Origin of the sequence: Paraburkholderia sp. CHISQ3, from assembly GCF_030464945.1 — a bacterium.
GTDB lineage: Bacteria > Pseudomonadota > Gammaproteobacteria > Burkholderiales > Burkholderiaceae > Paraburkholderia > Paraburkholderia megapolitana.
In genome coordinates this window covers 272,461-287,271 of record NZ_JALPRG010000002.1, presented here as the reverse complement: position 1 = coordinate 287,271, position 14,811 = coordinate 272,461, and the positions used below count along the sequence as shown (strand labels likewise).

General features: G+C 62.2%; 11 protein-coding genes and 1 other RNA gene. 5 read left to right on the top strand and 7 right to left on the bottom strand.

Annotated elements, in window-relative coordinates:
• Positions 1-6 precede the first annotated feature (6 nt).
• Genes fdhF through M0D65_RS05005 form a run of 3 tightly spaced genes read right to left on the bottom strand, consistent with a single transcriptional unit; the run spans position 7 to position 5,047 of the window.
• Positions 7-2,952: a formate dehydrogenase subunit alpha gene (gene fdhF, locus M0D65_RS05015; protein ID WP_266251573.1), complete on the bottom strand. Its 2,946-nt coding sequence runs from the start codon at positions 2,950-2,952 to the stop codon at positions 7-9.
• A 14-nt stretch (positions 2,953-2,966) separates the two neighbouring features.
• On the bottom strand, positions 2,967-4,532 hold the full coding sequence (locus M0D65_RS05010; RefSeq protein WP_266251572.1) for an NADH-quinone oxidoreductase subunit NuoF: 1,566 nt from the start codon (positions 4,530-4,532) through the stop codon (positions 2,967-2,969).
• Positions 4,529-5,047: an NAD(P)H-dependent oxidoreductase subunit E gene (locus M0D65_RS05005; RefSeq protein WP_266251571.1), complete on the bottom strand. Its 519-nt coding sequence runs from the start codon at positions 5,045-5,047 to the stop codon at positions 4,529-4,531. The genes M0D65_RS05010 and M0D65_RS05005 overlap by 4 nt, the downstream gene beginning before the upstream one ends.
• 134 nt (positions 5,048-5,181) lie before the next feature.
• Between M0D65_RS05005 and M0D65_RS05000 the strand changes: the two genes are divergently transcribed.
• Together M0D65_RS05000 and M0D65_RS04995 are read left to right on the top strand one after the other, a co-directional pair.
• The gene (locus M0D65_RS05000; RefSeq protein ID WP_266251570.1) at positions 5,182-6,261 is read left to right on the top strand and encodes a substrate-binding domain-containing protein; all 1,080 of its coding nucleotides are present in this window, start codon (positions 5,182-5,184) and stop codon (positions 6,259-6,261) included.
• A 161-nt stretch (positions 6,262-6,422) separates the two neighbouring features.
• Positions 6,423-6,695, top strand: a complete 273-nt coding sequence (locus M0D65_RS04995) for a hypothetical protein (protein WP_091011485.1) — start codon at positions 6,423-6,425, stop codon at positions 6,693-6,695.
• A gap of 273 nt (positions 6,696-6,968) precedes the next feature.
• Here the strand turns inward: M0D65_RS04995 and ssrA are convergent.
• The 4 genes from ssrA to ompA all read right to left on the bottom strand — a co-directional run bounded on the left by ssrA (position 6,969) and on the right by ompA (position 9,745).
• Positions 6,969-7,338: a transfer-messenger RNA gene (gene ssrA / locus M0D65_RS04990) on the bottom strand.
• Between the two features lie 120 nt (positions 7,339-7,458).
• Entirely contained in the window at positions 7,459-8,172 is a 714-nt protein-coding gene (gene gph / locus M0D65_RS04985) for a phosphoglycolate phosphatase (RefSeq protein WP_266251569.1), read from the bottom strand.
• Positions 8,173-8,208: 36 nt separating this feature from the next.
• A complete protein-coding gene (gene ubiG, locus M0D65_RS04980) occupies positions 8,209-8,907 on the bottom strand; it encodes a bifunctional 2-polyprenyl-6-hydroxyphenol methylase/3-demethylubiquinol 3-O-methyltransferase UbiG (RefSeq protein WP_091011487.1) in 699 nt (232 codons plus the stop codon).
• Positions 8,908-9,097: 190 nt separating this feature from the next.
• A complete protein-coding gene (gene ompA / locus M0D65_RS04975) occupies positions 9,098-9,745 on the bottom strand; it encodes an outer membrane protein OmpA (RefSeq protein ID WP_091011488.1) in 648 nt (215 codons plus the stop codon).
• A gap of 528 nt (positions 9,746-10,273) precedes the next feature.
• Between ompA and gyrA the strand changes: the two genes are divergently transcribed.
• From gyrA to serC, 3 genes are all read left to right on the top strand, one after another.
• Positions 10,274-12,850, top strand: a complete 2,577-nt coding sequence (gene gyrA / locus M0D65_RS04970; protein WP_245811460.1) for a DNA gyrase subunit A — start codon at positions 10,274-10,276, stop codon at positions 12,848-12,850.
• A 117-nt stretch (positions 12,851-12,967) separates the two neighbouring features.
• A complete protein-coding gene (locus M0D65_RS04965; RefSeq protein WP_091011649.1) occupies positions 12,968-13,570 on the top strand; it encodes a DUF2059 domain-containing protein in 603 nt (200 codons plus the stop codon).
• A gap of 155 nt (positions 13,571-13,725) precedes the next feature.
• Complete coding sequence (serC, locus tag M0D65_RS04960) at positions 13,726-14,808, top strand: 3-phosphoserine/phosphohydroxythreonine transaminase (protein WP_266251568.1); 1,083 nt, start codon at positions 13,726-13,728, stop codon at positions 14,806-14,808.
• Positions 14,809-14,811: the final 3 nt, after the last annotated feature.

Genomic DNA, 14,811 nt, shown 5'->3' with positions numbered 1-14,811 from the left:
GTCCTTTTATTTACCGGTCGTCGCGTTTGCCAGCTCGCGCGTGCGCAGCAGGTCGAGCTGCTCGGCGTTAAAGACCGAGTAGTCCTTCTGCCACTGCGATGGTTGCTCGACCGGCATCACCTGAACGGCCGTGACCTTGTATTCAGGGCAGTTGGTGGCCCAGTCGGAGCTATCTGTCGTGATCACGTTCGCGCCCGACTCGGGGAAGTGGAACGTCGTATACACGACGCCCGGCTGCATCCGCTCGGTTACTTTTGCGCGCAGCACGGTCTGGCCCGCACGCGATTCGATACCGACCCAGTCGTCGTTGCGGATACCGCGTTCTTCCGCGTCGTGCGGATGGATCTCAAGCCGGTCCTCGTCGTGCCAGCGCGAATTCTCGGTGCGGCGTGTTTGCGCGCCGACGTTGTATTGCGAGAGGATGCGCCCGGTGGTCAGGATCAACGGGAATTTGCGCGTGACTTTTTCCGGCGAGGCAATGAACTTCGTGATGACGAACTTGCCCTTGCCGCGCACGAATTCGTCGATATGCATCGTCGGTGTGCCGTCGGGAGCCTGCTCGTTGCACGGCCACTGAATACTGCCGAGCTGGTCGAGCTTCGCATACGACACACCATGGAACGTCGGTGTGAGACGCGCGATCTCGTCCATGATCTCGCCCGGATGCGCGTAGTCCATCTCGTAGCCGAGCGCATGCGCGAGCAGCACTGTAACTTCCCAGTCCGCGTAGCCGGCGAGCGGCGGCATCACCTTGCGTACCCGCGAGATGCGGCGCTCGGCGTTGGTGAACGTGCCGTCCTTTTCGAGGAAGGTCGAACCGGGCAGCAACACGTGCGCGTACTTCGCCGTTTCATTCAGGAAGATGTCCTGCACGACGATGCATTCCATCGCCGACAACGCAGCCGATACGTGGTGCGTATTCGGATCCGACTGCACGATGTCTTCGCCCTGGCAGTACAGGCCCTTGAAGGTGCCGTGCACGGCGGCGTCGAACATGTTCGGAATCCGCAGGCCCGGCTCGGGCTGCAGCGTGACGTTCCAGGCGTCCTCGAATAGTGCGCGCGTGATCGAATCGCTGATGTGGCGGTAGCCGGGCAGTTCGTGCGGGAACGAACCCATGTCGCACGAACCCTGCACGTTGTTCTGGCCGCGCAGCGGATTGACGCCGACGCCTTCGCGACCGATGTTGCCGGTCGCCATCGCAAGATTCGCGATGCCCATCACCATTGTTGAGCCCTGCGCATGTTCGGTGACACCGAGGCCGTAATAGATCGCCGCATTGCCACCGGTTGCGTAGATGCGAGCGGCCGCGCGCACCTGGTCGGCGGGCACGCCGGTCGTTGCTTCGGTGGCTTCGGGCGAGTTTTCGGGCAGCGCGACAAACGCACGCCATTGTTCGAAGGCACGCGTTTCACAGCGCTCGGCGATGAACGCTTCGTTCAGCAAGCCCTCGGTGACGATTACGTGCGCGAGCGCGGTGACGATCGCGACGTTGGTGCCGGGCATCAGTTGCAGATGGTGCACGGCTTTCACGTGCGGTGTGTCGACGATATCGATGCGGCGCGGATCGACGACGATCAGTCGCGCTCCTTCGCGCACGCGGCGCTTCAGACGCGACGCGAACACCGGGTGGCCATCGGTCGGATTCGCACCAATCACCACGATCACATCGGCTTTTTCGACCGAGCGGAAAGTCTGCGTTCCGGCGGATTCACCGAGCGTCGTCTTCAGTCCATAGCCGGTCGGTGAATGGCAGACGCGCGCGCAGGTGTCGACGTTGTTGTTGCCGAACGCGGCGCGCACGAGTTTCTGCACGAGGTAGGTTTCCTCGTTCGTGCAGCGCGACGACGTAATGCCGCCGATCGAATCGCGACCGTGCTTGTCCTGGATGCGGCGGAATTCCGATGCTGCGTAGCTGATCGCTTCGTCCCAACTGACTTCGCGCCATGGGTCGGTGATCTTCGCACGGATCATCGGCTTCGTGATGCGGTCCTTGTGCGTCGCGTAGCCCCACGCGAAGCGGCCCTTCACGCATGCATGGCCTTCGTTTGCCGCGCCGTTCTTGTTCGGCACCATGCGCACGACCTGGCTGCCCTTCATCTCGGCCTTGAACGAGCAACCGACGCCGCAATACGCGCACGTCGTCACAACCGAGTGTTCGGCCTGGCCGAGCATGACGACGCTTTTTTCCTGCAGCGTCGCAGTCGGGCAGGCGGCGACACACGCACCGCACGACACACACTCCGAATCCATGAACGGCTGGTTCTCGCTTGCGGCCACGCGTGATTCGAAGCCGCGGCCAGCGATGGTCAGCGCGAACGTGCCTTGCGTTTCTTCGCAGGCACGTACGCAGCGATTGCAGACGATGCACTTCGACGGATCGTAGGTGAAGTACGGGTTCGACTCGTCTTTCTTGTCCTTCAGATGGTTCGCGCCGTCGAAGCCGTAGCGCACTTCGCGCAAACCCGTTACCCCGGCCATGTCCTGCAGCTCGCAATCGCCGTTCGCGGGACAGGTCAGGCAGTCGAGCGGGTGATCGGAGATGTACAGCTCCATCACGTTACGGCGTAGCGACTGCAATCGATCGGTCTGTGTGCGCACCTTCATGCCCGCTTCGACCGGTGTCGTGCACGATGCCGGATAGCCGCGCCGGCCTTCGATCTCGACGAGGCATAGACGGCACGAGCCGAACGGTTCGAGCGAATCGGTGGCGCAGAGCTTCGGTACGTTGACGCCCGCTTCGATTGCGGCGCGCATCACCGATGTGCCGGCCGGCACGGTCACGGCCTCGCCGTCGATTTCGAGCGTGACGTCGACATCCGCGTAACGCAGCGGCGTGCCGTAGTCGGTCTCGTCGAGCGGCGAGCGGATGGCGCGTTGCTGTGCCTGCGATTTACAGCTGCAGTTACCTGAGCCGCAGCCGCTGGAAGGAGAATTGAGCGTATCGGACATAAGGAGCTCTCTCTTCAGGCCGCCGCCGCGTTAGCGGCTGCCTGGACACTATCGAGACCGAAGTCTTCGGGGAAATGATCGAGTGCGGACATCACCGGGAACGGCGTCATACCGCCCATTGCGCACAGCGAGCCGGACACCATCGTGTCGCACAGATCGCGCAGCAACTGCACCTGGCGCGTCGACGTGTCGCCGTTGCGAATGCGCTGGATGACTTCGACGCCACGTGTCGAACCGATCCGGCACGGCGTGCATTTGCCGCACGATTCGAGCGCGCAGAAGTGCATCGCGTATTGCGCGAGTTCGGCGAGATTCGATGTGTCGTCGTGTACGACAAGGCCGCCGTGACCAACCACCGCGCCGACCGCCGCGTACGCTTCGTAATCCATGGGGATGTCCCACTGGCTCTCGGGCAGATACGTACCGAGTGGGCCACCCACCTGGACCGCGCGTGCGGGCCGGCCGCTTGCAGTGCCGCCGCCATAGTCGAACAGCAGTTCGCGCAGCGTGACACCGAATGCGAGTTCGACAAGACCGCCTTGCTTCACATTGCCCGCGAGCTGGAACGGTAACGTGCCGCGCGAGCGGCCCATGCCGAAGTCCTTGTAGAACGCTGCGCCCTTCGCAAAGATGATCGGCACGGTGGCGAGCGTGATCACGTTGTTGATCACGGTCGGCTTGCCGAACAGTCCGGAGAGTGCGGGCAGCGGCGGCTTTGCACGGACGATGCCGCGCTTGCCCTCAAGCGATTCGAGGAGCGCCGTTTCTTCGCCGCACACGTAGGCGCCGGCGCCTTTTGCGACGAACAGCTCGAAGCGATGCGCGGAGCCGAGCACGCTGTCGCCGAGCCAACCGGTGGCACGTGCTTTGGCGATGGCGGCTTCGAGCGTTGCGATTGCATGCGGGTATTCGCTGCGCACGTAGATATAGCCCGCGGTCGCGCCGGTCACGATGCCCGCGATCGTCATGCCTTCGATCAGCACGAACGGATCGCTTTCCATCACGAGTCGGTCGGAGAACGTGCCCGAATCGCCTTCGTCGGCGTTGCAGACGATGTACTTCTGGTCCGCCTGCGCACCGCGCACCGTACGCCATTTGATACCGGCCGGGAACGCCGCGCCGCCGCGGCCGCGCAAGCCCGATTCGATTAGCGCGGCGCAGGCAGCGTCGCCATCGGTAGTGAGCGCGTTACGCAGACCTTCGAGGCCGCCGTGGGCGACGTAGTCGTCGGTGGAGAGCGGGTCGGTGATGCCGATGCGCGCGAAAGTAAGACGCTGCTGTTTCTTCAGATACGGAATCTCGTCGACAAGGCCGACATGGCGCGCATGCACACGGCCTTCGATAAAGCCCGCGTCGAACAATGACGCAACATCGGCGACGTCGACATTCGCATAACCGACACGACCTTGCGGTGTGTCCACTTCGACGAGCGGCTCGAGCCACAACAGTCCGCGCGAACCGTTGCGGACGATGTCGAGTGCAATGCCACGACGGGCGGCTTCCTGCGCGATCGACGCAGCAAGTGCGTCGGCGCCGAGCGCGAGCGCCGACGAATCGCATGGAATAAACACGCGCGTCATGCCGTTTGCTCCATGTGGTCATTCGTGCTGGCGGCGACCGTACTCATGGCGGCCTCGAAGAGGGCATCGAATTTTTGCGGCGTGACTTTGGCGTGCAACGTACCGTTGATCGTCATCGCCGGCGACAGTGCGCACTGGCCGAGGCAATACACGGACTCGAGTCCCACCGCGCTGTGCTTGTTGTGTTCGCCGTGCGCATCGTTGAAGTGGCAACCGGTGCGCGCTTCGATGTGTTGCGCAAGTGCTTCGGTGCCCATGCTGCGGCACGCTTCGGCGCGACACAGTTGCACCGTGACCGGCGCGGGCAGCGTGGTACGGAAATGGTGGTAGTAGGTGATGACGCCATGCACTTCGGCGCGCGACAGGTTCATCGCGCGGGCAAGCAGTCCGACCGCGGCCGGCGGCACGAAACCGGTTTCGTCCTGGATTGCGTGCAGCACGGCGAGCAGCGACATGCCGGGCTGCGCGTGGCGCTGCACGAGCGCCTCCGGTGCGAGGGCGGTGGGGTCGTCCAAGGTGGGGCTCCTCCGAAGTCAAATATGCACACATGATTCATAATGCGCGCATCCCTGCTTCATTTATTTGGCGTGGATAAAGCGTACGATAGGCGGCGAATAGCGCTTGTGCAATAGGAGGCGGTGCAACATATATGATCAAGATCGAATGCCGGGCGCAACTGGTCGTGCGCGATGCGGACGGCCGCGAAGCCAGCCTGACGGATGTCGTGCCGCTGCTGGCTTTTGTCGATGAAGCGGGCAGCATTGCCCAGGCTGCCACGCTCAAGGGTTTGTCCTACCGTCATGCGTGGGGCTTGCTGCGCAGCATCGAGGAGCGCCTGGGCGGTCCACTGATCGCGAAGGAGCGGGGCCGCGGCTCGGTGCTGTCGGAACTGGGACAGGCGGTGCTGCGCTCGCAGCGCCTGTGCGGCGAACGGCTTGGCGGCAACATGCAGGCGCTCGCGAGCGAAGTAGCCAGCGATCTGAACCGCTGGCTCGCTCCGCCCGCCGACGATGTGAGGATCCACGCATCGCACGGTTACGCGGTCGCGACGCTGGTAACAGCGCTCGTCGCTAACGACGTACCCGTCGACATCAAGTATCGCGACAGCGCGGAAGCCGTTACGGCGCTTGCACGCGGCGAGTGCGATCTGGCCGGGTTTCATGTGCCGCGTGGCGAATTCCGTACGGCGTGTGCAGACACATACCGCCGCTGGCTCGATCCGCAGCGTCACGTGCTGATTCATCTGACGCGGCGCAAACAGGGGCTCTTTCTGGCGCGCGGCAATCCGAAGCGGATCGGCGGATTGGGCGACCTGTCGCGCGACGACATTCGCTTCGTCAACCGGCAGCCCGGCTCCGGCACGCGGCTGCTGCTCGATCTCGCGTTGCGCCGCATCGGTATCGATCCCGATCGGGTCAACGGTTATGCATCGGCGGAACTGACGCATTCGGCGATCGCGGCGTTTGTCGCGAGCGGCATGGCGGACGTCGGCTTCGGTGTCGAGCCGGCTGCGCATCACTTCGGGCTCGACTTCATTCCAGTCGTCGACGAGGACTATTACTTCGCGTGCGATCGGACGCGACTGCAGCGGCCGCCGCTTGCGACCGTGATCGATTTGCTGCGCGGCGAGCCGTTCGTGAGCAGCGTCGCGCGGCTCGCAGGCTACGATCCGGTTGAATGTGGAAAAGTATTCGATCTGGATGCGGGGCTGCGCGGCGCCGACGCGTAATGGAGCGTGCCGTTTCAGGTGATTCGCCGTGCGCCGCGATAAACGGGTAAGTTCAGGTAACAATCGGGGACGCGTCGACGCTGCATCGCGGGATAGTTTGCGATACTCTCTAAACTTCGCACTCCGCTTTAGTTGCGCGGTTTTTGCCGCGCCGAATCGACATGAAATTGCTCATCCAGACATGCATCGCCGCTGCCGCCGCAGGCGCGGTACTCGCAACGGCATCGGTTGCTTTTGCACAAAATTCGCCGGGCGTACCCGGCGGCATCCTGCAGGACGAATTCCGTTTGCAGGAACATCCGCAGTTGCCGTTTGCCGCGTCCGCTCCGTCGAACAAATATCAGAAGGGCGCACCGTCGAAAATGCGCCGCAAGGGCGACGACGGCGATCCGGATGGTTGCAATCTTCAGTGTCCTAGCGATAGCACCAAGTAGACTTGTGTTGTCCGGCGGTGCTGCGCGGCCCGAAAGCGCTTGCCGCGTTGTGAGCCTGGATCGACAACGCGACATGATGTCGCGTTGCTGCAGCCGTTGGATCGTCAGGACAAAAAAGCCCGCTCATCGAGCGGGCTTTTTACTGGGAAGTTCTGGCGGAGCCGACGAGATCCAGGCGCGCCAACACTCCCGACGCAGGTCGTCTGCTTCGTGTGTCAAACGGAGGGAAGGATTCAGCGGGCGCGCAGCACACGAATGCGCTGCGCGGAATTATGGTGGAGGCGGCGGGAATCGAACCCGCGTCCAGAAGCACTCTACGACCAGTTCTACATGTTTAGTTCTGTCATTTGATTTAGCCGCAGCGACGCGGACGAACACGCTGCACTACGGCGATTCACTAATTTTTCGACCCGGACGTCGTGACGCCGCCAAGGCTTAACTGACGTATATGACCTCTGTCGGTATTGCTACCGGTCTTGCGACACTAGCCCGTCAGTGAACTAGGCAGAGGACGGCGGCCCTTAGGCTGCCAGTGCGAACGTATCGTCGTTTGCAGTTACGTTTTTCCCATTGATTAACGAGGTGACGGGTCCTCGACATGCCCTAGCCGCTTCGCAACCCCTGTCGAAACCAGGTCGCCCCCGCAGAAGGATGACCCACAGAGAACTGCGGGCCAACGCGCATTCTACAAGAGAGCGCCTTCTCGCGCCACTGACCCTTCTACACTGGCTGTCGGGCAAGGGCAGGGCAACCGCGCCGCGGGTTAACCGATCTCGCGCAGCAGCCGCTGCAGTTCCGCGGGCGAATCGACGACATGTTGCGCATGCCAGCGTGTAGGAGGCAGGTCGGTGCCGCAGTAGCCGTAGGCAGCAGCAACGGTCACCATGCCCGCCGCGAAGCCCGCTTGCACGTCGCGCAGATCGTCGCCGACATAGACGATCCGCTCCGGCGCGATACGCAGCTCGCGCGCGGCATGCAGAAGCGGTGCGGGATGCGGTTTCGCATGCGGTGTCGTATCGCCGCTAACCACACTCGCCGCGCGCGTATCGAGACCAAGCAGCGCGACGAGCGGACCGGTCAGCCGGGAGGCCTTGTTCGTCACGATGCCCCAACGCACGCCGCGCGCATCGAGATCGTCGAGCACGGCATCGATGCCGGGAAAGAGCGTCGTCTCGATGCACAGATCCGCTTCGTAGTTCGCGAGAAACTCTTCGCGCATCGACGTGAAGTCGGGATGCTCGGGGCCGATCGAAAATGCTCCACCGATCAGACCGCGCGCGCCTGCGGATGCAAGCGGGCGCAGCGTTTCGAGCGGCACCATCTCGAGGCCGCGTTCGTGGCGCATCTTGTTGACGGCGGCTGCGAGGTCGGGCGCGGTGTCGGCGAGCGTGCCGTCGAGATCGAACAGGACAGCCTGGCAGAGGCCAATCGACGCATCTTCGCCTTCACGTTGCGGCAGGGGCGTGGGGTCGCTCATGGGATTCCGGGAGAAAGTATCGCGTGTGGGCGCGGGTCAGGCTTCGCGACGACACGCGAGCATGTAGTTGACGCTCGTGTCGTCGGACAACGCGAAGTGCTTGCTGAGCGGACGGTAGGCGATACCTTTGATCTCCTGCGTATGCAGGGCAGCGGCCCGCACGAATCCGGCCAGCTCTGACGGGCGAATGAAGCGCGCGTAGTCGTGGGTGCCCTTCGGCAGCATCTGCGCGAGGTATTCGGCGCCGATCACCGCGAACAGATACGACTTGACGTTGCGATTGAGCGTCGAGAAGAACACCCAGCCGCCCGGCTTCACGAGTGTCGCGCATGCGGCGACGACGGCTGCCGGCTCGGGCACGTGTTCGAGCATTTCCATGCAGGTCACGACGTCGTAGGTGGCGGGTTCGCGGGCGGCGAGGGCTTCGGCGGCGATTTCTTCGTAGTCGACGGTGACGCCGCTTTCGAGGCTGTGCAGATCGGCAACGCCCAGTGCCTGCGACGACAGGTCGATGCCCTTAACCGTCGCCCCCAGTCCGGCCATCGACTCCGAGAGGATGCCCCCGCCGCAGCCGATATCGAGCACCCGCTTACCGGCAAGTGCTGCATGCGCGTCGATCCACTTGAGCCGGACAGGATTCAGTTCATGCAGCGGTTTGAATTCGGCGTTCGGATCCCACCAGCGATGCGCGAGATCGCTGAATTTCTGCAGTTCGTGGGGGTCGGCATTGGTCATGGGAGAAGCGGCCTGTAGAGCGGGTGGGCGGGCGATCGAGGATAAACCCCGAGTATATAGGCCGACGATCAGGGCGGCAAAATGCCGCGGTCGCAGCGGGCGGCCCCGGAGGGCCGGAGCAGCACACTGCAGAAGCACATAAAAAAAGCCCCGCTTCGGCGGGGCTTTGATACTGCGGTAATTGCGTCGCTTACTGCTTCGAAGTACCGACAACTTCGACTTCCACGCGGCGATCCGGTGCGAGGCAGGCGATGAGTTGCTTGCGGTTGCGCTGGTTGCAACCCGTCGTAACCGGGTTACGCTTGCCCTTGCCTTCCGTGTAGATGCGGTTGGCTTCGATGCCACGGCTAACCAGGTAAGCCTTCACAGCTTGAGCACGGCGCAGCGACAGACGGTCGTTGTACTTGTCCGAGCCGATGCGGTCGGTGTAACCCGTTGCCACGACGACTTCGAGGTTCACGCCCTGAATCTTCGAGGCCAGGTCGTCAAGCTTCGCCTTGCCAGCCGGCTTCAGGATTGCCTTGTCGAAGTCGAACAGTGCGTCGGCTTGATACGTGATCTTCTGGCTGGTCAGAGCCGGCGGCGGCGGCACGTTAGCCGGCGGGGTCGGAGCCTGGGCGACCAGTGCGCCATCGCACTTCGCGTTAGCCGTTGCCGGCGTCCAGAACGCGTCGCGCCAGCAAAGCTCGTTCGTGCCGTTCATCCACACGTATTCGCCGGTACCGTTCACCCAGTTGTCGTTCACGGCTTGTCGCGATGCCGGCACTGATTGTGCCGAAGCCGATGCAGCCATTACTGCGGTAGCTGCAATGAACGCGAGCTTTGAAAGTTTATTCATATTTCTCCTCTCGAAATTGAGATTACCGCAGGTTTACTGCGAGCCTGTTGACGAAGACAAGTCATACATTGCTCGAAGTATAACATTGGTGCGGAACAAAAAACGTGCTGTGTAGACTTCGAGCCGTGTCTAACTCTTTGTGCGTTGGCATTTTGCCATATCGTTCCCTTCCAACGATAAAAAAATCCTGTTCCCCCGATCAGCCCCCCCAATTGTGGTGCAAGCGCAACAGAACGTTAACTGGCGCAAGAGCCCGCCGGCCGTGGTTTTGCGCCGTTTCCGGGCGAGCACTTTCCGGGCCCGCTCTCACGCGCTGCAGAAGCCCTCAGGCGGCTTCGTTCGCCGTTCCTCTAATAGGTATACGCAGGTCCTCGGTCGTGGACGTCGCGCATGCTAGAATCGCGTGATGCGCCGCGCCTGCGGCGCTGACGCGTAAGGCGCGGCATCTTCGCCGTTTGCGCACGAAAAAGACACGGATAAATGGATCAATTCGCCAAAGAGACTCTGCCAATCTCCCTAGAGGAGGAAATGCGCCGCTCCTATCTCGACTACGCGATGAGCGTGATCGTGGGGCGAGCACTCCCCGATGTCCGCGATGGCCTGAAGCCGGTGCACCGGCGCGTGCTGTACGCGATGCATGAGCTTAACAACGACTGGAACCGGGCGTACAAGAAGTCCGCACGTATTGTCGGCGACGTGATCGGTAAATATCACCCGCACGGCGACACGGCCGTCTACGACACGATTGTCCGGATGGCGCAGCCTTTCTCGTTGCGCTACATGCTGGTCGACGGGCAAGGCAATTTCGGGTCGGTCGACGGCGACAATGCCGCGGCCATGCGCTACACCGAAATCCGCATGGCGAAGATCGGCCACGAACTGCTGGCCGACATCGACAAGGAAACGGTCGATTTCCAGCCGAACTACGACGGCAGCGAAAACGAACCGGCCATCATGCCGGCGCGGATTCCGAATCTGCTGATCAATGGTTCGTCCGGTATTGCGGTCGGGATGGCAACCAACATTCCGCCGCACAACCTCAATGAGGTTGTCGATGGGTGTCAGCATCTGCTGAAAAACCCGCACGCCACCATCGACGAACTGATCGAAATCATCCCCGCACCCGATTTCCCGACCGCCGGCATCATCTACGGCATCGCCGGCGTGCGCGACGGTTACCGCACCGGGCGCGGGCGCGTCGTCATGCGCGCGACCACGCACTTCGAGGAAATCGACCGCGGCCAGCGGATGGCGATCATCGTCGACGAACTGCCGTACCAGGTGAACAAGCGTTCGCTGCAGGAGCGGATGGCCGAGCTCGTCAACGAAAAGAAGATCGAGGGCATTTCCGACATCCGCGACGAATCCGACAAGAGCGGCATGCGTCTCGTGATCGAGTTGAAGCGCGGCGAAGTGCCCGAGGTCGTGCTCAACAATCTGTATAAGGCGACCCAGCTGCAGGACACGTTCGGCATGAACATGGTCGCGCTGGTCGACAATCAGCCGAAGCTGCTGAACCTGAAGGAAATGCTCGAGCATTTCCTGTCGCACCGCCGCGAAGTGCTGACGCGGCGCACTGTATACGAACTGCGCAAGGCCCGCGAACGCGGCCACGTGCTCGAAGGTCTGGCCGTCGCGCTGGCCAACATCGACGAATTCATCGCGATCATCAAGGCTGCTCCGACGCCGCCTATCGCGAAGCAGGAGTTGATGGCGCGCCCGTGGGATTCGTCGCTCGTGCGCGACATGCTGGCGCGCGCCGAGACTGAGAATGCAACGGTCGGCGGCGGCGCGGCCTACCGGCCGGAAGGTCTGAACCCGGCGTTCGGGATGCAGGGCGACGGCCTCTACCGTCTGTCCGACACCCAGGCGCAGGAAATCCTGCAGATGCGTCTGCAACGCCTGACCGGTCTCGAGCAGGACAAGATCATCGGCGAGTACCGCGAAGTGATGGCGCAAATTGCCGACCTGCTCGACATCCTGGCTCGTCCGGAGCGCATTACGGCGATCATCGTCGACGAACTCACGGCCATCAAAGCCGAATTCGGCGACGCACGCCGCTCGAAGATCGAGTTCAACGCGACCGAACTGAACACCGAAGATCTGATCACGCCGCAGGAAATGGTCGTGACGATGTCGCATGCCGGCTACGTGAAGTCGCAGCCGCTGTCCGAGTACCGTGCGCAAAAGCGCGGCGGACGCGGCAAGCAGGCAACGTCGATGAAGGAAGACGACTGGATCGATACGCTGTTCATCGCGAACACGCACGACCACATCCTGTGCTTCTCGAACCGCGGCCGCGTCTACTGGGTCAAGGTCTACGAAGTGCCGCAGGGTTCGCGCAACTCGCGCGGCCGTCCGATCGTCAATATGTTCCCGCTGCAGGACGGCGAGAAGATCACGGTCGTACTGCCGGTCAAGGAATTTTCGGCGGACAAGTTCGTCTTTATGGCGACGGCGTTAGGAACGGTAAAAAAGACGCCGCTGGAAGCCTTTAGCCGGCCGCTGCGCAAGGGTATTATTGCGGTCGGTCTCGACGACGGCGATTACCTGATCGGTGCCGCAATCACCGACGGCGAACACGACGTGATGCTGTTCTCCGATTCGGGCAAGGCGGTGCGTTTCGATGAGAACGATGTGCGGCCGATGGGACGCGAAGCGCGCGGCGTGCGCGGCATGCAACTCGACGACGGGCAGAACGTCATCGCGTTGCTGGTTGCGGGCGACGAGCAGCAGTCGGTGCTGACGGCAACCGAAAATGGCTACGGCAAACGCACGCCGATCATCGAGTACACGCGTCACGGGCGCGGCACGAAGGGGATGATTGCGATCCAGACGTCGGAGCGCAACGGCAAGGTGGTGGCCGCAACGCTCGTCGACCAGGAAGCGCAGATCATGCTGATCACCACCACGGGCGTGCTGATTCGTACGCGCGTATCGGAGATTCGCGAGATGGGCCGTGCAACGCAAGGTGTTACACTCATCAGCCTTGACGAGGGTACGAAGCTTTCAGGTCTCCAACAGGTCGCGGAAGCCGATGCCGAAGGCGATGCCGACGGTCCCGCCGAAAACGGCGAGGCCGATGAAGAAGGTGGTGTTGCCTGAGCAGTACCGGCGCGCTTCTCGCCACTGGGTGAATAGCCGCAAGGACACATGAGCGCATCGGGCCGATGCGCTGTCCAGGCGGCGCGCAGTTCGACTAATTTCTCTTAGGGAGTAATGATGCAAAAACGATTCAAACAGTTGATGGTGCTCGCAGCTTTCCTGCCGACTCTCGCGATGGCGCAAGCGCTGCAGCAGGCGCCGGCTACGGCACCCGCAGCTGCGGCAGCTCCGGTCGACCCGGCCAAGCAGGCTGCGATCAAGGATCTGCTCGACGCAATCGATGCGCAGAAGCTGGTCGGTGCGATCGGCAACAGCGCACAGATGCAGGCGAAGCAACTGGTTCCGGCCATCCTGTCGGACGCCCTGTCGGAAAACAAGACGCTGACGGACAAGCAGAAGCAGGCTTCCGTGCCGACGCTGCAAAAGAATGCTGTACCGAAGCTGGTTGACGGTGCAGGCCAGGTCTTCGCAACCGATTCGTTCCGTCAGGACGCGATGCAGGCTCAGTACGACGCGTACGCGAAGTACTACAGCACGTCGGAAATCAAGGATCTGACGACGTTCTACAAGAGCCCGACGGGCCGCAAGTTCATCCAGGTGCAAGACCAGGTGGGCCGCGACGTGGTGAACGGTCTGATGCAGAAGTACATGCCGGAATCGATCAAGGCAACGCGTGACCAGGCCGACAAGGAAGTCGCGGCCGTCAAGCCGGCTAAGTAAGCCAGTCGAACCGGCTGCACCGGCAAGCACCGCCAGACGTCGCGCCGCAAGGCGCCTTCGGTTGGCGGGTTGCCAGTGACAGTGCGATAATGGCCGTTTGCGCACAGGCGCAAACGGCCATTATTTTTTCGGGTTTCTCACGCGGGGTTTTTACGATGCGCGTCTTCAATTTCTCCGCCGGACCTGCGGCTTTGCCCGAAGAGGTACTGCGTCAGGCCGCTGCCGAAATGCTCGACTGGCAAGGCAGCGGTATGAGCGTGATGGAGATGAGCCATCGCGGGAAAGAGTTCTCGTCGATTCACGAAGCGGCGCTGCTCGATCTGCGCGAACTGCTCCACGTACCCGCAAGCCACCATATTCTGTTCCTGCAAGGCGGCGGTCTGGGCGAGAACGCGATCGTACCGATGAACCTGATGGGCGCGAAGCCGCGCGCGGATTTCGTCGTGACGGGATCGTGGTCGCAGAAATCGCTGAAGGAAGCGCAGAAATACGGCGCGGTGCATCTGGCGGCAAGCGGCGAGACGTCGGCGGGATTCACGCGCGCGCCTGCCCGTTCCGAATGGCAACTGTCCGACGACCCGGCGTATGTGCATCTGTGCACGAACGAAACAATCCACGGCGTAGAGACGTTCGACATTCCTGATCTCGGCAACATTCCGCTCGTCGCCGATGCGTCGTCGCACATCCTGTCGCGTCCGATGGACATCGGCAAATTCGGTGTGCTGTTCGGCGGGGCGCAGAAGAATATCGGCATGGCCGGTGTGACCGTCGTGATCGTGCGCGAAGACATGCTCGATCGCGCGCTGTCTATCTGCCCGTCGGCGTTCGAATGGAAGACGGTCGCCGCCAATAATTCGATGTACAACACGCCGCCCACCTACGCGATCTACATCGCGGGGCTCGTGTTCAAGTGGTTACAGAAGCAGGGCGGCCTGCCTGCGATCGAAGCGCGCAATCTCGAGAAGTCGACACTGCTGTACGACACGATCGATGCGAGCAGCTTCTATCTGAACAAGGTCGAGCGCGGCTCGCGGTCGCGGATGAACGTTCCGTTCTTCCTCGCCGATGAAGCGCGTAACGAAGATTTCCTGGCCGGCGCGAAAGCGCGCAGGCTGGTGCAGCTGAAGGGCCACAAGTCCGTCGGAGGCATGCGGGCGTCGATTTACAACGCGGTGCCGCTCGAAGGCGTCAAAGCGCTCGTCGAGTACATGAAGGAATTCGAACAGCGCGAGGCCTGATTC

What these genes read in the sequence shown, in the direction of transcription:
- serC (WP_266251568.1), top strand. Translation starts at nt 13,726, where the DNA reads ATGCGCGTCTTCAATTTCTCCGCCGGACCTGCGGCTTTGCCCGAAGAG.
- M0D65_RS05010 (WP_266251572.1), bottom strand. Translation starts at nt 4,532, where the DNA reads ATGACGCGCGTGTTTATTCCATGCGATTCGTCGGCGCTCGCGCTCGGC.
- gph (WP_266251569.1), bottom strand. Translation starts at nt 8,172, where the DNA reads ATGAGCGACCCCACGCCCCTGCCGCAACGTGAAGGCGAAGATGCGTCG.
- ubiG (WP_091011487.1), bottom strand. Translation starts at nt 8,907, where the DNA reads ATGACCAATGCCGACCCCCACGAACTGCAGAAATTCAGCGATCTCGCG.
- ompA (WP_091011488.1), bottom strand. Translation starts at nt 9,745, where the DNA reads ATGAATAAACTTTCAAAGCTCGCGTTCATTGCAGCTACCGCAGTAATG.
- M0D65_RS04995 (WP_091011485.1), top strand. Translation starts at nt 6,423, where the DNA reads ATGAAATTGCTCATCCAGACATGCATCGCCGCTGCCGCCGCAGGCGCG.
- M0D65_RS05000 (WP_266251570.1), top strand. Translation starts at nt 5,182, where the DNA reads ATGATCAAGATCGAATGCCGGGCGCAACTGGTCGTGCGCGATGCGGAC.
- gyrA (WP_245811460.1), top strand. Translation starts at nt 10,274, where the DNA reads ATGCGCCGCTCCTATCTCGACTACGCGATGAGCGTGATCGTGGGGCGA.
- fdhF (WP_266251573.1), bottom strand. Translation starts at nt 2,952, where the DNA reads ATGTCCGATACGCTCAATTCTCCTTCCAGCGGCTGCGGCTCAGGTAAC.
- M0D65_RS04965 (WP_091011649.1), top strand. Translation starts at nt 12,968, where the DNA reads ATGCAAAAACGATTCAAACAGTTGATGGTGCTCGCAGCTTTCCTGCCG.